Source organism: Erythrobacter sp. JB3-1, assembly GCF_057364995.1.
The window spans coordinates 2,052,921-2,078,260 of record NZ_CP200289.1; the positions used below are offsets into that span (position 1 = coordinate 2,052,921).

General features: G+C 54.5%; 15 protein-coding genes and 1 pseudogene. 14 read left to right on the top strand and 2 right to left on the bottom strand.

Annotation, left to right across the window (positions count from 1 at the left end):
• The first annotated feature begins 660 nt into the window (after positions 1–660).
• From AC0V6M_RS09760 to AC0V6M_RS09800, 9 genes are all read left to right on the top strand, one after another.
• Complete coding sequence (locus AC0V6M_RS09760) at positions 661–1,302, top strand: IS6 family transposase (RefSeq protein WP_486138622.1); 642 nt, start codon at positions 661–663, stop codon at positions 1,300–1,302.
• Positions 1,303–1,419: 117 nt separating this feature from the next.
• The gene (locus AC0V6M_RS09765) at positions 1,420–2,055 is read left to right on the top strand and encodes a TetR family transcriptional regulator (protein ID WP_486138623.1); all 636 of its coding nucleotides are present in this window, start codon (positions 1,420–1,422) and stop codon (positions 2,053–2,055) included.
• 82 nt (positions 2,056–2,137) lie between these two features.
• Positions 2,138–3,244, top strand: a complete 1,107-nt coding sequence (locus AC0V6M_RS09770; RefSeq protein WP_486138624.1) for a homogentisate 1,2-dioxygenase — start codon at positions 2,138–2,140, stop codon at positions 3,242–3,244.
• Positions 3,245–3,338: 94 nt separating this feature from the next.
• On the top strand, positions 3,339–4,475 hold the full coding sequence (locus tag AC0V6M_RS09775) for a hypothetical protein (RefSeq protein ID WP_486138625.1): 1,137 nt from the start codon (positions 3,339–3,341) through the stop codon (positions 4,473–4,475).
• Positions 4,476–4,533: 58 nt separating this feature from the next.
• A complete protein-coding gene (locus AC0V6M_RS09780) occupies positions 4,534–5,388 on the top strand; it encodes an SDR family NAD(P)-dependent oxidoreductase (protein WP_486138626.1) in 855 nt (284 codons plus the stop codon).
• A 7-nt stretch (positions 5,389–5,395) separates the two neighbouring features.
• The gene (locus tag AC0V6M_RS09785; RefSeq protein WP_486138627.1) at positions 5,396–6,148 is read left to right on the top strand and encodes an SDR family NAD(P)-dependent oxidoreductase; all 753 of its coding nucleotides are present in this window, start codon (positions 5,396–5,398) and stop codon (positions 6,146–6,148) included.
• A gap of 34 nt (positions 6,149–6,182) precedes the next feature.
• Positions 6,183–7,415, top strand: a complete 1,233-nt coding sequence (locus tag AC0V6M_RS09790; protein ID WP_486138628.1) for an MFS transporter — start codon at positions 6,183–6,185, stop codon at positions 7,413–7,415.
• Positions 7,412–9,130: an FAD-dependent oxidoreductase gene (locus tag AC0V6M_RS09795; protein WP_486138629.1), complete on the top strand. Its 1,719-nt coding sequence runs from the start codon at positions 7,412–7,414 to the stop codon at positions 9,128–9,130. The genes AC0V6M_RS09790 and AC0V6M_RS09795 overlap by 4 nt, the downstream gene beginning before the upstream one ends.
• 40 nt (positions 9,131–9,170) lie before the next feature.
• The gene (locus AC0V6M_RS09800) at positions 9,171–10,526 is read left to right on the top strand and encodes an MFS transporter (RefSeq protein WP_486138630.1); all 1,356 of its coding nucleotides are present in this window, start codon (positions 9,171–9,173) and stop codon (positions 10,524–10,526) included.
• Positions 10,527–10,542: 16 nt separating this feature from the next.
• Here the strand turns inward: AC0V6M_RS09800 and AC0V6M_RS09805 are convergent, their stop codons facing one another.
• Positions 10,543–11,028: a nuclear transport factor 2 family protein gene (locus tag AC0V6M_RS09805; protein WP_486139604.1), complete on the bottom strand. Its 486-nt coding sequence runs from the start codon at positions 11,026–11,028 to the stop codon at positions 10,543–10,545.
• Between the two features lie 176 nt (positions 11,029–11,204).
• Entirely contained in the window at positions 11,205–13,703 is a 2,499-nt protein-coding gene (locus AC0V6M_RS09810) for a TonB-dependent receptor (RefSeq protein ID WP_486138631.1), read from the bottom strand.
• A gap of 241 nt (positions 13,704–13,944) precedes the next feature.
• Between AC0V6M_RS09810 and AC0V6M_RS09815 the strand changes: the two genes are divergently transcribed.
• The 5 genes and pseudogenes from AC0V6M_RS09815 to AC0V6M_RS09835 all read left to right on the top strand — a co-directional run bounded on the left by AC0V6M_RS09815 (position 13,945) and on the right by AC0V6M_RS09835 (position 25,340).
• A complete protein-coding gene (locus tag AC0V6M_RS09815) occupies positions 13,945–15,276 on the top strand; it encodes a cytochrome P450 (RefSeq protein WP_486138632.1) in 1,332 nt (443 codons plus the stop codon).
• Positions 15,277–15,585: 309 nt separating this feature from the next.
• Positions 15,586–15,902 (top strand): annotated as a pseudogene (locus AC0V6M_RS09820) (DDE-type integrase/transposase/recombinase).
• A gap of 408 nt (positions 15,903–16,310) precedes the next feature.
• Complete coding sequence (locus AC0V6M_RS09825; protein ID WP_486138633.1) at positions 16,311–17,921, top strand: DUF7507 domain-containing protein; 1,611 nt, start codon at positions 16,311–16,313, stop codon at positions 17,919–17,921.
• A 79-nt stretch (positions 17,922–18,000) separates the two neighbouring features.
• A complete protein-coding gene (locus AC0V6M_RS09830) occupies positions 18,001–21,567 on the top strand; it encodes a hypothetical protein (RefSeq protein WP_486138634.1) in 3,567 nt (1,188 codons plus the stop codon).
• A 5-nt stretch (positions 21,568–21,572) separates the two neighbouring features.
• Positions 21,573–25,340, top strand: a complete 3,768-nt coding sequence (locus AC0V6M_RS09835; RefSeq protein ID WP_486138635.1) for a TonB-dependent receptor — start codon at positions 21,573–21,575, stop codon at positions 25,338–25,340.

Consider the following 25,340-nt stretch of genomic DNA (forward strand, 5'->3'; position numbering starts at 1 on the left):
TCAAGTTTTATCAGGTTGTAACGCCGAACCTTAGACGGACACCCTCTCCGCCACACCTATCTTGAGCACTGGTCTTTCGCTCAACAGCGCCCTCACAAGCTCGCAGAACAGGCGGATTTATTTGTGCGAAGCCGTAACAGGCACATCCGATCTTGCGTCTCTTCCAGCCGTTTCCGCGCCAATCCAGCGCCCCGTCTCTTACCGCGATGCATTCGGTTCGGTTTGCCCCGATTGAGCAATAACAGGGAAAAACACTCACTTTTGGGGTAATAACAGGTGATTTTTACCGGGATAACCTGTGTCGGAATCGATAATACCGTGTGTTTTCCGTGGTTTGTGCGCCAAGCGAGGAGGTTTTCCTGTTATTCGCCTAAACAGGGCGCTTAACGCCCGAACAGGGGTTCTTAATCCCCGAAATCGGGCTTTTACTTGCCTGAAACGCCTGCTGTTGGGTCTTGAAACCCAAGCGCCTTTCGCTGCTCTTTCCAGCTGAATGGAATGGGCATGTACTGGATCATCTCGAGGAACGGTGTTGTCAGACTAACTGAACCTATTGCGGATTGAGGCGGCGAGGGTAGTGCGGGGCACGCCCAGACGCCGCAAACCAGACAGTCCATTCAAACGCTTCAACTCATCTCCCGAGTCATTCGCTTGGTTGTGATGATGTACGTGCGATTTCCGCTGAGCTTACGGAACGTGGAAGGCCTGCTGTTCGAGCGAGGGATCGACATTTGCCATGAGACGGTACGGTTCTGGTGGAACCGTTTTGGGCCACTGTTTGCTGCCGACATCAAGCGGCAGCATATCAGCAGAATGCGCGGTTTCCGTCATTGGCGCTGGCACCTCGATGAGATGTTTGTGAAGATAAATGGTGAGACACACTATCTTTGGCGCGCCGTCGATCATGAAGGCGAGGTTCTTGAGAGCTGCGTCACTAGGAAACGAGACAGATTAGCGGCCTTGCGGTTCTTCAAGAAGGCTCTCAAGAACCTCGGTAGCCCCGCTGAGGTCATCACCGATGGCCTTGAATCCTACCCATCGGCGATGCGCGAACTTGGCATTGAGGGTCGTCGCGAAATGGGGAGATGGCTCAACAACCGAGCCGAGAATTCTCACTTGCCGTTCCGACGAAGAGAGCGTGTCATACAGCGCTTTCGGAGAATGAAGAGCCTGCAGAAATTCGCTTCGGTGCACGCTAACATCCACAATCACTTCAACTTAGACCGCCACCTCACCGACAGACAAACTTACAAAGCAGCCCGCTCAGCCGCACTGGCTGAATGGCAGGGCTTTATGGCTTGAGAAGCAGTTAGCGGAGGGCGGTTCACGTCTAGCGGAGACGAGTTCGTGTTAGACTGACAGCACCCCAGTATGCTCCGCCGATTGCAATCGCAAAGTCTGCAAGATAAGCAAATATCGATGAACGAAATGCCAAAAGCTAGCCGCGCCGAGCGACGCCGCGAAAAGCAGCGCTTGCATATTATCGCCCAAGCCCAAGACATTTTCTTCGAGAACGGAGGGGAAGACGGCGGATTTGAACGCATGACAGTGGAAGCCATTGCCGAACGATCCGACATTTCGTTGAGTACATTTTTCCGATACTTCGAAAGCAAGCTTGATGTCATTTATCTAGATAGCAAGCAGGCGCTGATCGATCTGGAACGCTCTTTGAGCGCCCGTCTTCTTGAGGAACCACCGCTGTCTGCTGCGCTCAATGCGAGGTTGGACCAGCTTCAGTTCTTTTGCTCGGACGAAAACTCTCTCCAAAGGTTGCGCCGCGCTTTTGGAGCGCCGCAATTCAGGGACCGTCTCCATATCCTCAGAGGCAATTCCGAAATTCTCATCGCAAAGCTTATTGGCCCGCATCTGGATGGTTCTCCTTCGATACAGGAAAGGCATGCGCGGCTTATCGCCGTTGCAACTACCGCTACGATTTCCACTCTTGTCGACCCAAAGAAGCTGAGCCCGGACACCGACTTCAAGGCGGAGTCTATTAAAGTGCTTGGAGAGCTCAGAGAGCTTCTTGCAACGGCTGGCATAGAAATGCAGAATTGACATTCATCTTTTTTTGACACTACTCTCATTTCGAGATTGATTTCGGAGTACGGTAAGACTCCGATCGAGATGAAAGGTCGGGATGAAAAACTCTTGGATTCAAAAGAGTAGCGGCGTGCACGTGCCGCAGGCGCGTGTTGGTGTGCGTGAGATGCAGGAGGAGCATCTGAGTCGTGAGGGCTTTTTCGGCCCAGCCTCGATGATCTATCATCGTAACCCTGCCAAAGCACCGCTTCGCGTCGAAGGGGCGCTCAACATTCGCATGGCGAAGATTGCTGACTTTAAGCAGTTGGATGAGGACAGCGACACCGGACTACCCACGCTGATGCTTCACAATGACGAGGTGCGCATCTCGCTCAGCCGCCGCGTAGCAAACATGGCGTTTCTACTGCGCAATGTGGATGCCGATACGCTAGTTTATGTGCAGCAAGGCAGCGGCACGATCGCAACCGAGTTTGGCCCTCTTTCCTACGAAGGCGGGGATTATATCTACATCCCCAAAGGGGTGAGCTATCGCCATATGCCAGCAGACGAAACCTTGTCGCTGGTGGTCGAATCCATTGCTCCAATAAATATTGCCGAACATGCAATGCTCGGGCGTCACACACCTTTCGACACCGGCGTTTTGGGTGTGCCCGAGGTGGAGCAATATGATTGGCCTGAGCAGGACGAATGGGAGTTGAAGCTCAAGCAGGGAGATGAGCTCACCTCCTTCTTTTTCGGCGAACTCCCGTTTGATGTCATCGGATGGAAAGGCGACCTGTTTCCTTTCCGCCTAAGCGAGGAAGACATTAGGCACGTAAGTTCGGAGCGGATGCACATAGCGCCCTCGACCTGGTGTATATTTGAAGCAACCAGTTTTATGTGCGTTGCTTTCCGGCCAATGTCTGGCGTGAGCGATCCAGAAGCGGAAGAGCTTCCGAGCCGACATCGCAATCTCGACACTGAAGAGGTTTTGTTCATTCGCTCGCTATTTGCAGGCGTTGTGGCGCCTGAGCTCTGGCATCTGCCTCAGGCCGTCACGCATGGTCCGCTGGAAGACCAGCGAGCCATGTTTGAAATGCACCGCAAACAGATCGAAGCGACTAGGGGCAAGCTCGAGCGGACCTTTGACGCGGTTAGCATCGACCCTTTCCAGCGTGTCGTTCCTACTCTTGCATACGAGGCAATGATCGCCGCGCGCGGTTGATCGGGAAGAAAGCGACAATGGCCAATCAAAACCAACCCCGAAAGTCTAATCACGTGAAGAATCCGGTTTTGAAAACATCGCAGGTGATTGGACTATGAGCACAGTTAAGGCACTGCCGATGCACTCCTTCCTGCTTGCCGCCGAAGCAGGATTGCCGTTTGAGCTTTATCCTCCGGCGGTGAACAATAATCCGACTGTTCGCCTTGATCTGTATGAGCCGGATAGCGGTGTTCCAGACCACAAGACGATTGCCATCTTCTCGCATCCAACGGTGCCAGTGGCGGGGTTCTATATGTTTGAACCCATGAAGATGATGGGCCTGCCCTGCGCTGCGATTGCCACGCGCTTTGTCGGCAATGATGCGACCTTGAACATGGAACGCTGCGCCCAGGATGTTGGGACGGCAGTGCGTTTCTTGAAAGAGCGCGGCTATGAGAAAGTCATCCTGCTGGGCTTTTCCGGCGGGGCGTCGCTCTTTTGCTTTTATCAGGCGCAGGCGGAAAATCTGACCGCGACGCAGCTCCCCGATGGGCGGCCGAGCGGATTGCTACCCGAACATCTTCCTCCCGCGGATAAGCTTGTCTTGTTTGGTCACCATCTTGGGCGTTCGCAAACATTGCGCAATGTGCTCGATGCCTCGGTGCTGGACGAGAATGATCTCAGCAATATCGATCCGGCGCTCGATGTTTTTAATCCCGATAACGGCACGCCATTCTCTGACGAATTCGTTGCCAAGATCAGAGCCGGTCAGGCCGCACGGATGCAGCGGATCACGGATTGGGTGAAGGCTCGCTTGGCAAAGCTTGAAGCCGAACAGGGCCCGGGCGCTGATGAAGCTTTCGTCGTGCACCGGACCAATGCAGACCCGTTCATGTTTGCCGAAACGTCGGATTTCAAAGGCGATGTGAACGCCATTCGTGCCATGAACCTGGCTGGCAATGGATTGGGCCGATTTACCAGCCTTCGTTCTTGGCTCAGCCAATGGGCAACCGATATTAGCCACGCTGATGGCCCGTCGGATATGCGCAAAACAACGATCCCTGTACTGAGCATCGTTCAGAAAGGCGATCACCGCGCCCATCCTGATTACTTACGCCAATGGGAAGAGGCCATTGGCGAGCGTTTCACCGGGCACCACTACTTTGATGCCACCCATTACATGGACCCCAAAGAGCAGCGCGAAATGGTCATCGAAGCGGCCAAGCTGATTGTGGGTTTCGCGCTGAAATAGCGCCCCCAAAAGCACAAAACGCTCACACCCTTATTTTGAATTTTGCAAGGATATAGCCATGAAGAGACTGGACGGAAAAACACTAATCATGACCGGCGGCGGCGGCTCTATTGGTTCAGCCGCAGCATTGCGCTGCGCACAAGAGGGCGCCAATCTGGTTCTCTCGGACGTCCGCGAAGACAAATTGAACGAAGCAGCCGAAGCGGCGCGTGAAGCGGGCGCGCAGGTTCTCGCTCTAATCTCCGACACGCGCAATGAAGACGATTGCGCCGAGCTCGCCGCCAAGACGGTTGAGAAGTTCGGGCGCATCGACATGATGTTCTCCAACGCAGGCGAGGTGTGGGTCAAAGAAGCCCTGCAGCAAGACAAAGCCTTTTGGACCGACTGCCTTGAGCTGGAGCTGACAGGCCAGTGGCTTCCCATCCGCGCCGCCTTGCCGACCATGATCGAACAGCAATCGGGCAGCGTTCTGGTGAGCTCTTCGATGACCGCCAATGTCGGCATCAAGCATATCGCCGCTTACAGCGCAGCCAAAGGCGCACTCCAGGCGCTGATGAAGGCGCTCGCGATTGAACATGGCCGCGATAACATCCGTTTCAACAGCCTTGCCATTGGCTCTGTAGAAGGCCGTCACATCATCGCCTCGAACGCCATGCGTCAGGGCATCTCCTATGAGCAGGCCGAAATGTTGGTGGGCGCGACCAAGAAGGTGCGCGACGAAATTTTCCCGCTTGGCCGGATGGGGAGCCCTGAAGACATCGCGCCGGTTATTGCGTTCTTTGCCTCAGACGATTCGTCGTGGGTCACGGGCACCAACTTCTATCCTGATGGCGGCCTCACGCATGACGGCACAGCCGGGATCAGCGGCTTCAACCAAGAGCAGCCGATGAAATACGCTGCGATCTTGAACTAAGTCCGGGATGGAAAACTCGGTCTTCTTCATATTGGGCGGTGCCGCTGGCATTGGCGCTGAGGTCGTGCGGCAAGCGGCCAATGCGGGCGCAAGAGTCGCAATTGGCGATATCAATGAAGAGGCAGGGGCCGCTCTTGCAGAAGAGATCGGCGGTATTTTTATCGCTTGCAATGCTGCCAGCGAAGAAAACGTAGAACAGGCCATATCGCGCTGCGTTGCCGAGCTGGGAACACCGACTTACGCGCATCTCAACTCAGGCATTATGACGGTCCCATCCGATGCGCCGTTCACCCCGTTCGAGGCTGCACCTGTTGATGCCTATCGCCGGGTCATGTCGGTCAATGTCGATGGTGTCTTTTACGGCCTGCGGCATCTGATACCGCTGATGCGCGAAGGGGGCGGGGCCATTACAGTCACTGCCTCTCGCGCTGGCTTGGTCACCACGCCTTTTGATCCCATCTATGCCGCGAGTAAAGCCGCCGTCCTGCAATTGGTGCGCAGCGTTGCCGCCGCCAATGCCAGCACGGCGCTGCGCATCAACGCAATCTGTCCGGGCACGGTTGACACGGCGATGCTTTCTGATCTGGTCAGGCAGGCTAAAGTGCCCCTGATGCCGCCATCTGCTATTGCTGAGGAAGTGATCAGCCTGCTGACAGAGGGCGCAAATGGCGAAGTGCGCGCCAAGATCGAGGGGCGCGATGCTTTTGCAGTGGGCACGTTCAATAATGACATTGAATATGTAGCGCCGGGGGAAGCATAGATGCACCATCCAGCCAAACGCAGGCAGACTTGCTATGAATGAGTTCTCCGTTGGCTGGAAAGTCGTCTTTGCGTCGATGCTGGGGATGGCCTTTTGCGCCGTCAATATTCAGCTCTATGCGATTGGCGCGATTGCCCCGGAATTGTCGGACGAATACGGTTGGTCGCAAGGTGCGATACAGCTAACCTCGCTTTTGTCGATCATAGCTCTGATCCTTAGCCTTCCGGTGGCCACTTACCTGACCGGCAAGTATGGCGCCCGCAAGGTGACTTTGATCTCGTTCTTTGCATCGTCTTTGATGGTTGCTGGTCATAGCCTCCTCCCATCCAATATTTATGTGTTTTATGGCTTGGCGGTCGCGGCGGCTGTTTCCTTCTCTGGCGTCATCCCCGTGACATGGACCAAGATGGTCGTCTTGTGGTTTGATAAGCGGCTTGGTTTGGCGCTTGGCCTTACGCTTTTGGGAACCGGATTCGGCGGGGCCGTTATCAAGCTCCTGACCGCTAGTTTGATTGCAGAATTTGGTTGGCGCGGGGCGTTCTTGGGGCTTGGCGCTTTGCCATTGGTTGCGGTGGCACCATTCATATTCTTGTGGTTTCGCGCCCCTCAAAGGTCTCTCGATCAGGAAGAGTCAGAAACTGGTCTTGCCGATGCAGGCGACCACGAGCCCCTTCGCAAGACGTTCTTATCTGATTGGCGGTTTTGGATTTTGGCCGCGGCCTATCTGCCAATCGGCGTCGCCGTTCCCGGCTTTATCACCAATATGGAACTGATCCTTCAAGGCGCCGGTGCGAATGCAGACCTCATTGTAAAAGCGGCTCCCGCTTTTGGTGTCAGTGTTATTGTTGGCCGCCTGATTGGAGGCTACCTTTTGGACAAATTCAATCTGGCTATCGTCGGCGGCATTCTAATTCTGGCTTTGTCCATAGCCCTTGCGATTTTTGCGCAAGACGAATTGAGCTCTACGATGGTCTTGTTGGCTATTGCTCTGGCTGGGTTTGGGACAGGTGTCGAATTTGATGTTCTATCCTATGCCGTCAAACGTCTGTTCGGCGAGGCTCTTTATGTGAAGGTTTTCGGGGCTTTGATCGGTGTGATTTATTGCGGAGCCGCCTTCGGCCCAGCGATGTTTGGTGCTACCTATGATCGTGATGGCTCATATGATGCGGCATTGTATCCGACCGCGATTGGGGTGTTCATTTCTGCGCTTCTGATCGCCGTCTTGTACGGCAGTTTCAAAAAGCAGCCGGAGCCAACCTCAATATGAAGAGTGACGAAACCGAGAACATGTTAACATCGGACATGCAGGTCGATGTTGCTGTGATTGGTTCAGGGGCGGCCGGATTTTCTGCGGCGCTTACCGCTGCCAAGGAAGGGCTCGATGTTGTTATCATCGAGAAGACCGATACCTTTGGCGGCACCACCGCGATTTCTGGCGGCGCGATCTGGGTTCCTGAAAGCAGCCATGCGAAGCGCATGGGCGCCGACGACAGCCGGGAGAAAGTGACCACCTATCTGAAGGAACTGCTCGGCAATCACTATGCAGGCGATCTGATCGAGACCTATCTGGATGCGGCCCCTGAAGCGGTCGATTACCTCGAGGCGCACACGCATCTGCGCTTTATCCCGCGTGAGCACTCGCCCGACTATCATTCCGATCTGGAAGGTTCGGTGATGGGTGGACGCACAATGGATACTGCGCATTACAATGGCCGGAAACTGGGCAAGAACTTTGCCGATATCCGCTCACCCTTGCCACAGTTTATGGCCTTTGGCGGGTTGATGGTCACAGTGGATGATGTGGCTAATTTGAAGAAGATCAAGTCATCACCCAAGGCCTTCTTTAAGCTCGCCGCTCTGGGCGCGCGATTTGCTTTTGACAAGCTAAACTATCACCGCGGAACCCGGCTGGTTTACGGCAATGCGATGGTCGCTGCCCTGTACAAGTCTGCTCTCGATGCCGGCATCCCCATGTTTCGCGGCACTGAGGCCAAAGGGCTCATCAAGGACGGCGACAAAATCACCGGGGTGAATGTGGCTTCTGCCGCTGGTGAATATCAGATCAAAACAAGACGCGGCGTGGTGCTGGCAACCGGGGGCGCTTCGCATAGCGAAGAATGGCGGCGCGCAAACCTTCCAACGCCCGATAGCCATTTCAGCATGGCTCCGCGCACCAACACTGGTGATGGACTGGAACTGGGCAAACAAGCGAATGGAAGGGTGGCCGACAGCAACGCCAGAAACGCCTTCTTTGCGCCCGTGTCGAAGCTCCAAGTGGGCAAGGACAAGTTCATCCAATTCCCGCACCTTATGGGCGACAGACAAATGCCCGGCTCGGTTGCGGTGGGCAGCGATGGCAAAAGGTTCGTCAACGAGGCCGAAAGCTACCATGTCTTCGCCTCCGCTATGACACAAGCGGATGAAGACGGCTCGCACGTCCCCGTGCACCTCATTTGCGACAGCGCGTTCTTAGGCAAGTATGGGCTCGGAATGGCGCGTGTGGGCACCAAGGCTTACGACCAACTCATCAAAGCGGGATATTTGATCCAAGCTGAGAGCGCCGCCGAACTGGCGGCGAAAATCGGCGTTCCGCAAGAGGCGCTTTCCGAAACCATTGCAGCAGCCAATGAATTTGCAAAGACCGGCATTGATACCGAGTTTGGCAAAGGCAGCACAGACTATAACCGCTATCTTGGTGATGAGACGCATTCGCCAAACCCATGCCTTGGCCCGATAGAAAAAGCCCCATTCTTTGCGATTCAATTATGGCCGGGCGACATCGGATCAGCCGCTGGTTTGGTGTGTGACGGCAATGCGCAGGTGCTGGACGCAGATGGCCAGCCAATCGACGGCCTTTATGCCTGCGGCAACGATATGAACTCGATCTGGTCGGGCTTTTATCCCGGCGGCGGGATCACCATCGGACCGGGCCTAACCTTTGGGTATCTGGCCGCAAAACACATGGCTGGCAAAGGGTTGTGATTGGTATTACAGCGTGCCCCTGAATGGGATGCATTTTGAAATGAAAGGCAATAACGCGGCGGCCCTCGTCCGATGGCAACGCGCTCTTTATGGATTGCCATACTTCGGATATTCGATCGCAACCATCCCGGTGGTGGCTTTCATCCCTGCGTTTTACTCCTCTGACAGAGGGCTAAGCCTGGCAGCCATTGGATTGATGATTGCTCTAACCCGCGTCACGGATGCGGTGACCGATCCCATTGTTGGTTGGATTTCTGACCGGCTGCGCACCCCAATTGGACGCCGAAAGCCCGTCATCCTCATCGGCTTGCCGCTGATGTGCCTATCGGCTTGGATGCTGTTCGTCCCGCCGCAGGAGGTGAGCCTCCTATATGTATTTGGTTGGGCGTTCCTTTTGTATCTGGGGTTCACGCTGGTTGACCTGCCATTCAAAGCGTTCGGAGCGGAGCTTTCGCCTCATTATGATGAGCGGGCCGAACTGGCAGGCTGGCGCGAAGGGCTTGGCCTTGTCGGGACATTGTTTGGATTGGCTGCAGCAGCTTATGTCTCGCTGTCTTTGGGAGGAGGGCTGGGCGATCAACTTTTCGCAATGGCCTTAATCGCGATCATCCTGACCCCCCTTCTCTTCTCCATAACACTTGGCGTTCTGCGCGAGCCCGACTTGTCCAGCTTGGACGCAGAGAAATCAGAAACCCGCCCGCCCTTCGCCAAGCTTCGCATCATCTGGAAAAACCGGCCCTTTCGCGGGCTGCTTTTCATTAGCTTTGTCATGCTGGCGGCTGAATTTGGGGCAACCGCACTCAAAGCTTTGATCTTCGAGCATGTCCTCGAGAATGAAGAGCTGTTCCCCGTCTTGCTGCTGAGCGAGCTGCTAGTGATGGTCGCCTCCATTCCCTTCTGGCTCTATCTTTCGCGGCGCTATTCCAAGCATCAAGCGATTGCAGTGGCGGTGATTTGGGGCGGATGCATTAGCCTGCTCATCGCGATCTTTGGCAGCAATTCGCTGCCGATATTCTTCGCTCTATCGCTTATGAAGGCCACGTCCCTAGGCGCCATAACCGTTCTCACCAATGGCATGGCAGCGGATGTGATTGATATTGATGCCGCTCGAAGCAAGGAAGAGCGGACCGGCATCTATTTCGCCTTGTGGGGCATGGTGAACAAAGGCGCTGTTGCGATCGGAGTGTTGATTGCCACCAATCTGCCCGCAGCTTTGGGCTACAGCGCGAGCGAAGCCGGAGTAGAAGGCGTCAATATCTTGGTTTGGACGTTTGGCTTAATGCCAGCAATCGGCCTTTTGGCGACAGTGCCAGTCTTGCTTGCCTGGCCGCTAACCCGGGAAAGGCAGGCCCGCATTCGAGCGGCGATAGATCGACGGGCCGCGTTAGGAAGATAGCGATTATGCCGTCCCATTAAGGTTGTGCCATAATGCTCCGGAAGAAGCCGGCATAGATTTCTCCTAGCCCTGGATTTAGTGGGTCGGGCCCGAGGTCTTTGAACCAAGTCACCACCCTGGATTTGAACTTCCATTCTCCGGATGGCTCGCGGACAATCTCGTCTGTATAAAACCCGCTGCCTCTAATCCTCCAACCTTGCTCCGCACTCAGTTCCAGAACTAGAACCTGAGTTCTAGCGGCGGCTGTGTCTGCGCCGATCTCGATTACAGAATTGAATTGCATATGCCTTGTTCCGCTCAACTCTGGTTGGCCATCCAATGTGAGCTTGGCCGCCTCCATGAGCGCTTTGATCTTACTTCGCGGGGTGAGCGTTACGCCGTTATCGGTGAAAGATGCGCCCTCAGTAAAATGAGCGGCATATCCTTCGGGGTCTCTGGGGACAGCGTCTACAATTTGACCATAGCTAGCGATCAGGTTCTGAATGGCATTATAATCGTTAATCGGTCAGCTCCTGAAAAATACTCGAAGGCCTGAATCCAGTTTTTGAATATGTGAGGACGGAAAAATCAAGTTTGGTTCTTGATGGCTCGTCGTTCGAACTTCAATCCGACAAAAAAAGGTGGCCGGTATCCTCTACCGACCACCAGTTCAGCCCGACTGGGAAAGATAGGCCGAAACTAGAACTTAGTCCGGATTGTCACACCATAGGTTGCGGGCAGGCTCGGAAACGCCGAACGAGAGCCATTGCGAAGCGTGGTGTTAAATGCGGAGTCATATGTGATCACATCGGTCACATTCACGCCCCAGACTTCCAAGGTCCAGCTTTCGTCCTGAGCACCAATCCCTGCGCGCAGGTTAACCTTAGTGTGACCGTCCAAAATGTCGAACGCGTTTGGAACGAGGGTCGTCACATCGACAGCCTGTGTGCCCGTACGCTGGTCGCTGACCGTACGTGTTTGCGCGTTCACGAAGCCCCGCAGATAGCTGCCAAGATCCTTCTCGTAATTCACACCTGCAACAACCGTAAGGTCCGGCGCATTCGTCAGTGAATTGCCGCAAAGCGCCGTAACACTGGGCGCGGTTTGCGTGCCCGCACAACCATCAGGGTAGAACGCATCAAGGTAAGTCAAGGCAAGATTGAACGTGAGACCGTCGGTAGGACGGATAACCGATTCAACCTCGACCCCTTGCGTCACAGCTTCATCAACTGAGAAGACTGTAAATTGTAGGCCGTTGAAGTCCAGAATCTGGAAGTTTGAGAACTCCTGCCGGAAAGCCGCAACATTCAAAGTCACCGCATCATCCAGCAGCTGCGCTTTGACACCGATTTCATAGGCATCGACCTCTTCCGAAGGGAATGTCGGATCGCCCGCCACACCGTTCGCTGGGTTAATGATCGCAGCCGTCGTATCGAAGTTGATGCCGCCCGATTTAAAGCCATGCGTAAAGCTGGCATAAGCCGTTACTGGTGCATCAAATTCATAGGATATTTTACCGGTGTAGATGAGCTCTGTGTCGTTAAACGGAACGTCAAATTCTTGCGGCAGGCCCGGAACGCCGGCAATGGTTGGCGCCGTAAAGGCAAAGCAACCAAGACCAACGATTGGCGCAACCAACCCGGCCAAAGGTGATGGTGGCCCGTTTGCAGCAGCAAAGCCAAGCGCCCCTGTACATGTCGGATTGGTGTTAGCGGACTGAACAAAATCACCTTGCTTGCTTTCATCCGAATAGCGCAGGCCAAGTGTCAAGCTAAGCGAGTCAGTCACGTCAAACGTGTTGTGAGTGAAGATCGACCAGCTTTCCGCATCCTGACTGAATTGGTAGGTCGTTGACGTTAGAGCCGGTGACGCACCGGTAAACAATGCCAAAGGTGCAGGTCCAAATGCTCCGCCGAGAATGGCGCCTGTCACAAGGTCAAAGCCGGCACCGAGCGAGGTCGTAACATCTGAGAAAATCGTTTCGTTAGAGTAGAAACCACCGACGAGCCAGTTGAGCTTGCCATCCAAGGCTTCACCTTGAATCCGCGCTTCAGCGGTGAAGGTCTCATAAGTAACCTCAACACTGTCGGATTCAAAAATATCGAGACCCGAAAAGTCGTTGTCAGAGCTCTCATCCGTATCGAATTTGCGATAGGAACCGATCAGGATCAGGTCCGCCGCGTCGCTCAAAGGAAATTCAAGCTCGCCGGTGATACCGAACGATTGAGAGAGTTCCAGAGGCAAGCGGTTGCCCGTTGCCGTAAGAGATTCCAGCGCATCCTGTGCGGCGCCAGTGTCAAACGGGTTGGTATTGACGACAGGACCAGATTGGCCACCACGTGGGTTGCCGCTCAAAAGACCGAGAAGCCCAGATGTTTCAAGCGGGGAAGCCAGAAGCTCAACCGCCGAGCAACATACGGTATCGGCTTCGGAGTAATCGACAATCAGTCGGCCTCTGACACCGCCTTCGCTTTCAAAGCCCAATTGACCGCGCACAAGGAATTGATCGAGCTCACCAGATTCGCCGAGCTGATTGCCAGCGGCGTCCAAGACATCAACATAGCCATCACGTTGACGATAAGCGCCCGTCAAACGCACCGCCAATGTGTCTTTGACGATAGGAGCGTTTATTGCGCCCTGAATGCTAAGCAGATCCAAATTGCCATAGGTAGCATTCGCAAAGCCGCCAAATTCACTCAGATCCGGCCTATTCGTTGTGAGATTGATCGCGCCAGCCGTCGTGTTTCGACCAAACAGCGTGCCCTGAGGCCCGCGCAAAACTTCGAGACGCTCAACATCGACAAACTCGCTGAGCGCAATGCCTGGACGTGATTGATATGCCCCATCGATAAAGACACCAACCGCGCTTTCGAAACCCAAGTTGTTGCCAGCTGTGCCAACGCCGCGAATCCTAAAAGTTGGAGTGCGCGTGGAGGATTGAGCCGAGTTTGCGGAAAAACTTGGGGCGACCTGCGCAATATCCCTGACATCGACCACGCCTGCACTCTCAAGCTGCGCAGGGGAAACTGCGGTCACAGCAATTGGAACATCTTGGATATCTTGAGCGCGCCTTGTCGCGGTTACGATAATAACATTGTCAGCAGTTTCCACGCCCGTGCCAGCATCATTGTCTTGTGCCATTGCTGGCGCTGCAAGCGCAATGGCATAAACCGACACGCCGCCCGAGATAGCCTTCAAGAGCCGTTGCCTAATAACCATACTTCCCTCTCCCACATCGCCTTTTGGCGTTTCATGCATCTATAAGTCAGGATTTCTCTAACTCATAGTTGTCCTCGGATGAGAGTTGTTCCATTATTGGAATGTTGTCAATGTTTGTCCGCGAACAAACAAAGGCGTCCGTATCGACGGTTTGGATTGAGGAGCGGCGATCGGCGCTTCACAATATGCCAGAAGAACAAGAGTTGGAGACCGAGAAAACATGGAACTTGTTAGCGAAACAGCGGAATTCGACACGCACAGACCGCATTCCAAGTTTGCGCCTACCTATCCTGAGCTCAAGGGTAAGCGCCTTTGGGATCCAACCGAATTCACGTCGGGTCAGCCTTGGGAATTCTACAAAAAAATGCGCGAAGAAGCGCCCGTCATGTGGTCCGATGCGGGTGACAAAGCGGCAGGGTTCTGGTCGTTATCAACCTATGAAGACGTGCAAGCCGCAGAACTCAATCCGGGCGTGTTTTCCTCACAGGCGGGCGCGATCAATTTGATCATTACCAAACGCGAGGATTGGAAGCACGAACGGTTGACAGAGGCCGCGCTCAATTCGCTGATCAATCTCGATAAACCGTTTCATATGAAGGTGCGCCTACAACAGCAGGAATTCTTCAAGCCCTCATTTGTCTCCGAGTTGGCAGAGCGCGTTGGAGATTATGTCGATACGCTGCTCGATGATCTGGAGCGCAAAGGGCCGGTGGTCGATTTCGTGACGAACTTCACCGAGAAACTTCCCATGTTCACCCTATGCGAGATGTTGGGTGTCGATGAAGAGGACCGCCCCCGGATCATCGAGTGGATGCACTATCTCGAACGTGCGCAGATGTTCACCCACGCTCCTTGGCGCACGTTGCTGAGTGAGCCGACTTTCCCGTTCAAGTTCGGCCCCAAGGTGACGGAAATGTTCGATTATGGCGAGCGTATGTTCGCTGACCGGCGCGCAAATCCGCGCGGCGATCTGCTTTCAGCGATTGCCAATTCTCAGTTGGATGGAGAAGCCTTCCCGCTGAAATTCTGGGACGGTTCGTGGCTGCTGATTATCTTCGCGGGCAACGATACAACGCGCAATTCACTGTCGGGGACCATGCGATTGCTGACGCAATTCCCTGATCAGAAACAGAAGATTTTGGAGAACCCGGAATTGATCCCTGATCTCCTCCAGGAATCTCTGCGGCTTACTTCGCCGGTGATGCATATGCGCCGCACCGCGACCGAAGATACGGAGATCCGCGGCCAGAAGATCGCCAAGGGCGAGAAGGTGGTGCTGTGGTACGGGGCTGCAAACCGTGATCCTTCGGTTTTCCCGAACCCCGATCGGATGGACCTCACTCGTGAAAATGTCACGCGGCATTTGGCGTTTGGTTATGGCCCGCACACATGTTTGGGCAATCGGGTGGCTCTGATGCAGATGCGGATCGCCTACACCAAGATCCTTGAGCGTTTCCCGAACATCGAATGGACCGGCAAGCAGACCATCGCGCCCAATTACTTTGTGCACGCGGTCTCGAGCCTGATGGTGAACCTTAATGGGAATGGTTGAATAACTCACATAGCCTGCGACGGTGTTGTCAGACTAACTGTACACAATTGACGGATGTTGATGTGCGGGTAGGTCGGTTTGATGCCGAGACGCCGCAAACCAGCCAGCCCATTCAAACGCTTTAACTCATTACCTGATGTGATCCGCCTGATCGTGATGATGTATGTGCGCATTCCACTGAGCTTGCGGAATGGGGAAGATATGCTCTTCGAACGAGGGATCGATATTCGCCACGAGACGGTGAGGTTCCGGTGGAACCGGTTTGGTCCAATGTTCGCTGCAGACATCAAGCGCCAGCGGATCAGTCGGATGCGCGGCTTTCGTCAGTGGCGCTGGCACCTTGACGAGATATTCGTGAAGATCAATGGCGAGACCCACTACCTCTGGCCCGCGGTCGACCAAGAGGGGGAATTGCTAGAGAGCTACGTCACCAAGAAGCGAGACAAAAAGCCTTCCCGTTCATTAAGAAGGCGCTGAAGAATCACGGACCCGTTGAGACCATGACCACCGATGGCCTATCTTCCTACAAAGCGGCGATGAGTGAGCTTGGCAACCAAGATCGTCAGGAGATCGGTCGCTGGGCAAATAATCGAGTGGAGAACTCACACTTACCCTTCCGACGATGAGAACGGGTGATGCTGAGAGCTCGACCGCTGAAGTCGCTGCAGCTTTACTTTAAACCGACATCTCACTGACAGACAGACTTACAAGACTTCCTGTGAAGACGCTTTGCTGAGCGGCAAACCCGATGGCCTGACACAGCACCGGATCAGGGATAGCTGCGCCAAACCGAGACAAGTCGGGATGAGGTTGACAGCAACACGTCGGTAAAATGACCAATCCTATTGACTTGTAAAACAACGTAAAGTCGTCCGTTTTTTATAGAACTGTTAACCAAATTCACTCAGACGGTGTGGCATAACCTGGTTCGAAGTGGATCAAATTGGGGACTTTGAATGTTGAGAAATTTTCATGCAGCCACGCCAATGCGGGCGCGAAAGGTCTTGGCGGCACTTACAGTAGGCGCGAGCGTGGTGGCTACGCCATCGGTGGTCAGCGCGCAGACAACATCGCCGACATCTTGTGGGATTGCCACGCAAATTCAGGTCAATGGCGGTTTTGAACAGCCAGTTATCAACCCAAGTTCAAGCCCGGGTCAGGTTCAAACGCCCCAAGGTCAGGTGCCTGGCTGGTCGACGACCGATAGCTCCGGTCTGATTGAAATCTGGCAGTCCAATTTCGCGCCCGGCACATCTGCACCAACACCGGCATTTGAAGGTGGTCAGTTCGCCGAATTAAATGCGCGCGAAGTGGCCGCTCTTTCGCAAACTGGCGCAGCGGCAGGTGGTGCGGAACTTTTCATCAGTTGGGCACACCGTGCAAGGGCAAGCAACAGTTTGCCACCAACCGATCCAGCCAGTATCCTGACCCAAATTGCAGAGGCCACCATCAGTGATGATGTTGGAACTCTCGGCAACACAGGTTCGTTTTCCGCCGATTCCACAGCGTGGGTTGAGCACACGTTCACCACGGTTACGAATCCTGCCGCCACGCAATTCTCTATGACATTCACCTCCCTGCAAGGTGGGGAGAGGGACGCGCAAGGCAACTTCCTCGATGGCGTTGAAGTCTGTCAAACCTTCATCACACTCGCATCGACCGTAACGGGCCGCAATGATGTTGACGGCAGTGGCGGCGACAGCGCCGGCGACACGGTCGATATCCAGCACACAATCAGCAACCCGGCTGGTAACCTTCGGCCTTTGGGTACTGTTACTGTCCAAGACGATTTGCTGGGCACGATCGTCATCACCACTCCGGATTCTGGTGATACCGATGGGGACGGCGTTCTCGATCCGGGCGAAACCTGGATTATCACTCGCCCGTACACTTTGACCCAAGACAACATGGACGATGCCGAGCCATCGGGATTTACCATTGCACCTGATGCCGTTGCCACGGGCGATACATCAGACAACGTTTTGACATCCAACGAAACGAATTACAGCTTCCCTGTGACGCCTCAGCAAATTGCTACAACAAATGATACAGTTACGGGCGTAGATGGGCTTAACGGCGAGACCGATGTTTTAAACGTTCTGACAGGCGACACTCTGGGCGCTGATCCTGCGACGACAAGCAATGTAACAATTGGTGTTGCTACGGGATCGAGCGTTCCACCTGAACTCAGCTTCGATACAAACGATGGTTCTGTCGATGTGCTGCCTGGCACGCCGTCAGGCACTTATAGCTTCGACTATGAAATCTGCGAAACGCAGAACCCAGCAAACTGTGAAACTGCGACGGCGACGGTCGTTGTCGATGCGGCGCCAGGAATTGTGATGACGAAGGAAGCAGATGACGATGAGTTCGTCACGGTCGGCCAAGTCGTGACCTATACCTACAGGGTAACGAACACCGGTAATGAAATCATCCGCGGCGTGACAGTGAACGACGTTCACAATGGCGCTGGACCTGCTCCGACACCTGCGAATGAAACACTGACCACAGACGCGGGCACCACCGGCGACTCAACCGATGTCACGGCCAATGACGGCATCTGGAGCGTTCTTGCGCCCGGTGACATCGTCACGTTCACCGGAACGTATACGGTCCAACAAGCTGACATCGACAATCTACAATAATTTGCGTTCTCGAACAGTTATTTACCGAGCTCGCCATTGATTCACGCTCGAATTTGAAATTCGATTTAGGGGTAAGATCATGACCACGATCAACAAAGGGTCAAATGTCCAAACGCGCAGTTCTTTCAAAAGGGCCGCTCTTGCATCTGTTGCTGTGGCGCCGTTTTGCATCGGCTTGGCGGCAAGCCCAGCGCATGCGCAACTGGTGAACACCGCGACTGTGACAGGCACACCAGATTCAGGCACACTTGCCCCGTTTGAAGCGATGGAATCGGTGACCGTCGCCGTGTCGATCGTCGCCGTTAATGATAGCGTCTCGGGCATCAATGGAGCCGCTGGCGCGACTAATGTGCTCAATGTTTTGACGGATGACACACTTAACGGAAACCCAGCCACCACAGACAACGTAACGATCAGCGAAGTCACCGCTGCAACACCCGTTAATCCGGGCGATCTGGTCCCTGTTTTGAACGCCACAACGGGCGCAGTTGATGTGCCTGCAGGTACGCCCGCTGGCACGTATGTGATCACTTATCAGATCTGCGAAACGGCCAATGTCCCCCCAGCTGGTCAGCCCCAAAATTGTGACACTGCCACGGCCACAGTCGTGGTTGAGGGCGCAGACCTTGCGCCTGACAATGACATGGTCACAGGCATCAATGGCACCACAGGTGCGACCGGCGTGCTTGATGTGCTGGACGGCGATCTGTTGAACGGCACGCAAACCACGCTTGCTGAAGTGGACATCGGTATCGTTACACTGGCCACTCCGCTGAACCCGGGTGATCCGGTGCCAGTGCTGAACCCGGCAACGGGCCTTATTGACGTTCCTGCGGGAACGCCTGCGGGCACGTACACGATCGCTTACGAGATCTGCGAAGAGCTGAACCCAACCAATTGTGAAGAGGCCACGGCCACAGTCGTGGTTGAGGGTGCAGGCCTTGCGCCTGACAATGACATGGTCACAGGCATCAATGGCACTACAGGTGCGACCGGCGTGCTCGATGTGCTGGACGGCGATCTGCTGAACGGCACACAAACCACGCTTGCTGAAGTGGACATCGGTATTGTTACACTGGCCACTCCGCTGAACCCCGGTGATCCGGTGCCAGTGCTGAACCCGGCAACGGGCCTTATTGACGTTCCTGCGGGAACGCCTGCGGGCACGTACACGATCGCTTACGAGATCTGCGAAACTCTCAATCCGACCAATTGTGAAGAGGCCACCGCCACAGTCGTGGTTGAGGGCGCGCCGATCCTTGCCGATCCTGATGCAGTTGCCGGAATTAATGGCACAACAGGTCAGGACGATGTTCTGGATGTGCTCGACGGCGATCTGTTGAATGATGCGCCTGCAACGCTAGCCACAGTTGATATCGATGTTCTGACGCCTGCAACGCCGCTGACGCCAGGCGCGCCGGTTCCGGTTCTTGATCCGGCCACCGGACAGGTAAGCGTTCCGGCGGGCACACCTGCTGGTACCTATGAGATCGAGTATCAGATTTGCGAAGAGCTGAACCCTGCGAATTGCTCGACCAATACGGCAACGGTTGTCGTTGATGCGCCAGAAATCAGTGCAGGCGATGATACCGTGGTAGGTATCAATGGTGCAGACGGCGCAGATGATGCCATCAACGCCTTTGACAACGACATGCTGAATGGCGTTCAGGTCGATCCCGACGCGATTACCGCTACTGTTCTGACACCAGCAACGCCGCTGACGCCAGGCGCACCAGTGCCTGAGCTTGATCCCGAAACAGGCCTAGTCGATGTGCCTCCTGGCACGCCTGCTGGTAGCTACACCATCGTGTACGAGATCTGCGAGACGTTGAACCCGACTAATTGTGCAGAGGCATCAATAACGATCGAGGTCGAGCCACCGGTTATTGAGTCTGCCGACGATGTGCCCGAGCCTGTTCGTTCTGGCATTGGTGGCAATGATATCATCAATGCATTCGACAACGATACACTGAACGGAGAGCCAGTTGATCCTGCCGCGATTACCGCGACTGTTCTGACACCAGCAGCCGATCCTGGCGTTGTGTTTGATCCTGCCACCGGCCTCGTTTCTGTTGGCGCTGACGTGCCGGCTGGCACGTACACGATTATCTATGAGATCTGCGAAACTCTCAATCCGACCAATTGCTCGACGAGCACCGTTACAGTCGTAGTTGAGGCGCCGATCAGTACTCTTGAAGGTACCGTCTTCAACGACGACAATGGCGATGAAGACCTACAAACTGACGAGGATGGCGCTCCGGGCTACCTTGTCCAGGTTCTCGATGAGAACGGCGACGTAATCGCCGAAACCACCGCTGATGCCGACGGCAATTACAGCATTGAAGGTCTGCCCAGCAACACGCCTCTCACGGTGCAGTTTGTTAATCCTGAGAACGGCGTGGTTTTCGAAACCATAGAAGATCTAACTCTCGAGCCAAACACGACCACTAGCGACGTGAATGCTCCGATCGATCCTTCGGGCATTATTTACGATTCAGTCGAGCGGACCCCAATTGCGGGTGCGACGCTCAACTTGGTTGATGATCAAGGCAATGCGTTGCCCGACATTTGCTATGTAGACTCTAGCCAGGCGAACCAAACGACCGGAGCGTCTGGAGCCTATCGTTTCGATATTATTCCAGGTGCCGCGCCGCAATGTCCGGTTGGCGAGACAGAGTATACGATCTCCATCCAGCCACCTACCGGCTTTGGTCCAGTTTCAAGCGTGATCGCGCCATTGGATGGCCCGTTTGACCCCACTGGGCTTGTAGCGCCGGTTTTGGTCAATCCGACCAATGACATACCGACCGGGGCAACCCCTCCTTACTACTTGGAGTTTGCTCTTGAGGCAGGCGACCCCGATGTGATTTTCAATCACATTCCGCTCGATCCATTCCTGACGCGCGGCGAGCTAATTGTTACAAAGACTAGCCCAAAACGGACAGCGAACGTTGGCGATGTCGTCCCCTACGAAATCACGGTCAGCAATGCAGAGAATGTGCAGCGAGCCGACGTCGATGTAGTCGACATTCTGCCATCGGGTACGAAGTATGTGCTTGGCACATCGCTGGTCGACGGACAGCCTGAAGAACCAGTTAGTACCGGTCGCACGTTGATTTGGGAAGATCAGGTCATTCCTGCGAATGGCTCCGTGACGTATAATTTGGCAGTCGTGATTGGTGCTGGTGTGACAGGCGGTGAGAAGGTGAACACTGGCCTTGCACAGAACGGCTCTGATGGTTTGGAAATTTCGAACCGTGGCACCGCCGTTGTCACCATCGTGCCCAGTGCGGTCTTCGACTGCTCTGAGCTGATCGGAAAGGTCTTCGAAGACGCAGACCGGGATGGCTATCAGGACGAAAACGAACCGGGTGTGCCGGGTGTGCGCCTCGGCACGGTTAACGGGCAACTTATAACGACCGACGAGTTCGGACGCTATCACATTGCCTGTGCAGCTGTGCCAGATGCTCGCATCGGCTCCAACTTCGTACTCAAGATCGACACTCGCAGTCTACCACTTGGTTGGGAGCCGACCACTGACAACCCACGTTCGATCAGGCTCACACGAGGCAAATTTGGCGAGCTGAACTTTGGCGTCGCGCCAGAAGAGATGCCGCAAGCCCAACGAACCGAGAAGGGGGAGTAAGGGCCATGAAAAACACACATACCACTTCATCCATTGTCCAAAATCTTAATGTTTGGGCTCTGCGCACCGGAATTGTGGCTGCCGCATTGGCAACGCCCACGGCGGTTCTGGCAGATGAGCCGGAAGCAGCCGCACAACCACAGGTTGTTTTTGTTTCCGATGCCGTGATTCAAGGGCAAGCGAAATCACGTGCTTCAAGCACAACTTCGAAAGCTGCTATTGCCGTTGCAACATCTAACCAGGCTGTTGTTGAAACGTCACAGGCGCAATCGCAAGCATCCGCTGCCAAACGAGGAACGGCCCGTGAGACGGTCCTGCGCATTGCCGACAAGGTTCAAACAACGAAACCCGATACCTTTAATGAAGCGGGCCTTAGGCGCAACGAACGCCGCGCTGCAGGTGAGCCAATCTCCACGAACGCTCAGCATGAAGTTCGATTTCGTGCTGATACACTGGTTGTCTCGCCGGTCCTCAATGTAGGTCTGGTCGAAGCACGGCGTTCGGCTGTTGCTGGGCAAAAGGCGACGTTTTTAGCCTACAATAACTACCCTGGGTTTATCGAGAAAAGTGAAGTGCGCATTTTCAGCGCTTCGCAATCTCCAGACAGCGAGCCATTGGCTGTTCTTGAGGTTAATGAAATGGGTGCAGCTTCTTGGGATGTGCCCATGTCAGGGCCATCTGCATTGTTCTATGTGCTGCGGGTTTATGGGAAGAATGGCCAGTTTGACGAAACGGCCGCTGAAGAGCTGACGATCGTTGATAAGAAGCTAGACGAGCTAGGCGGTGATGAACCAGTGGATCGTTCTAACTTTGGTACCATTGACGAAGCGGCGCATCGCAATATCAATCTTGGTGGGCTTATGGCCACTGTCACAGGGTTCGCCGATCCTGACACCGATCTAGTATATGTAGCGGGCCAAGTTGTCCCTATCGACAATAATGGCCGGTTTGCTGCGCAGCAAATTGTCGCGCGCCGCGGACCCTCATCCAAGCTTGATGTAGTCATCAAGCGGAATAACGAGACTGTATACGAAAAGTCGCAGAGCTTTGCGGTGAAAAAGGATGATTGGTTTGTCGTAGGGCAGGGTGATCTGACACTTGGCCGTAGCTTTGGCTCTGGCCCAGCAGAGGATGTTAGTGGAGATACTCTTGCCCAAGGCAGCTTCGCAATCGGACGCGCCGCGTTTTATGCCAAAGGTGTTATCGGAGACGATGATGGCGATGACAAAGACGATATCCGCATCACGGCTTCTGTCGATACTGGCGAGACATTGCTGAAAGATCTCTTCAGCAATCTTGACCGCAAAGATCCAAGCCAATTGCTGCGCCGTTTGAACCGCGATCAATATTACCCGACCTACGGGGACAATTCGACACTGGTTGAAGATGCCCCAACGCAAGGGCGCTTTTATCTCAAAGTTGCCAAGGACGACAGCCAGTTTGTGCTCGGTAACTTCGTCACCAATTTCAATGGTGCAGAACTAGCTCAACTTGACCGCGGTCTGTTCGGCGCATTGATCGATATCAACAGCGATCAAACCACCGAGTTTGGTGAACGCAAAACACAGATCACCGCATTTGCTTCTGATCCTGGCACTTTGCCAGCTCGTGAAGAATTCCGCGGTACGGGCGGCTCGCTCTACTTTTTGCAACGTCAAGATGTCTCGATAGGTTCTGAGCGGGTGCGCATTGAAACGCGTGATCGCAACACTGGCCTCGTTATTGAAAGCCGCGATCTCTATCCGCAGCAGGATTATGATTTTGACCCGTATCAGGGCCGGATCACACTTCTGAACCCGCTTTCATCAACGGTTGCTAATGGCAGCACCGTTCGTGAAGGCAGTTCAACTGGCAATGTTCCGGTCCTCGTAGTCCGCTATGAATACACACCATTGGTGGGCGACCTTGAAGGGTACACTGTGGGCGGCCGGGCAACCGGTTGGTTAGGAGAGAAAGTTCGCTTCGGCATCACTGGCCAACGCGATACAGTAGAAGAAGCTGCACAAACTTTGCTTGGTGCAGATGTGTTGCTCCGTTTAACTGCGGGCACGTATCTGAAAGGTGAAATTGCCCAGACGGACGGGCCAGGTTTCGGCCAGTCCAATTCGGTTGATGGTGGCCTTTCATTCACTGACATCGCCAATCCGGGTGCCAATACAAAGGCGCAGGCTTTCCGCGCTGAAGGTGGCATCGATTTCGCTGAACTTGCTGGCAAAGCTGGTGATTTGGGCAAATTGCACGGCTATTATGAAAATTATGAGGCCGGCTTTGCGTCAACTGGTAACCTTACTCCATCGGACACAACCCGGTGGGGCGCCGCTGCTAGCATTCCAATTGGCGAAGTTCTTTCGATTGCAGCCAAATATGATGAGCTTTCATCAGACAACACCGGCACCAACAAAACCGGTTCGGTCGATTTAGCGGCCAAATTTGCAGCAGGCACAGGCAATGTGACAACCAAATTGGGCCTTCGCTATGAAGACCGCACACCGGGCACATTGTTCAACTCTGTACAGGATGGCAGCCGCACTGATGCGGCTGCAGAAGTGGCCTATGCCCCTTCCAAGAACGTTGCGGTGCATGCCTTTGGTCAGGCAACTCTTGACCGTGATACAACGCGTCAACGCAACAATCGCTTCGGCGGCGGTGTAACGGCTCAGTTGACTGAAAGAATGTCGCTGAGCGGGGAAGTCTCCGGCGGTGACGGCGGCCTTGGTGCAGATGTTCAGCTTAATCGCCGCCTTGGCGAAGGGTCAGAAGCCTATGTTGGCTACGCTTTGTTCGCAGATCGCACTGACACTGGCCTCGACAGCCAGAACATCTTCACCCGGTCTAACCGCGGTACGCTTACCGTGGGTGCACGCCAACGCTTTAGCGACAGCCTGTCTGTCTACGGCGAAAACCGCATCGGCTTTGGCGGCTCTGCGCCGGCATTGACCCGCGGATTTGGACTGCAATTCGATCCTACTGACAAGATCTCGATCAACGGTAGCTTTGAAAATGGCCGCATTGACGACGTATCCACCGGCGTGTTCCGCCGTACCGCAGGTAGCTTAGGCTTTGGATATGCCACCGAGGGTGTGCGTTTGGGTAGCTCGATTGAGCTGCGCAAAGAGAAAAGCGCAACGATCGATCAGACCGTTTGGTTACTCCGCAACGATATTAGCTATGAAGTGAACCCGAGCTGGACTGCATTGGGCCGGTTCAACCTGGCTCGTGCCGATCAGCAAAGCGGCTCGGTCAATGCGGCTGAGTTCACCGAAGCCGTCGCTGGCCTGGCATTCCGTCCGGTCAATAATGAACGCTTCAATGGTCTTGTTCGCTTCACCTATTTCGAAGATCTGGGCCCAGTGGGTCAGATCACCGGATCAGGCCAGGCAGAAAGCCCGAAACAGCGTAGCGTCGTCTTCAGTGCAGACTTAAACTATGATCTGAGCCAGAAACTAACTCTCGGTGCCAAATATGGCTACCGTCAAGGCCGTGTTTCTGTAACCCGTGATAGCGATATCTTCGTAAGCTCGGATGCGCATTTGGGTGTGCTCCGTGCCGACTACCGCGTGAACAAAAAATGGGATGCGCTGGTTGAAGGGCGCGCTTTGTGGGTCACTTTGGCCGACGATATGCGGCTTGGCGCTCTGGGTGCGATCTACCGCCACATTGGTGACAATGTGAAAGTAGGTGTTGGCTATTCACTGTCAGACTTCTCTGATGATCTGACCGACCAAAGTTACTCAAGTCATGGGCCGTTCCTGAACATCTTGAGCAAGTTCTAA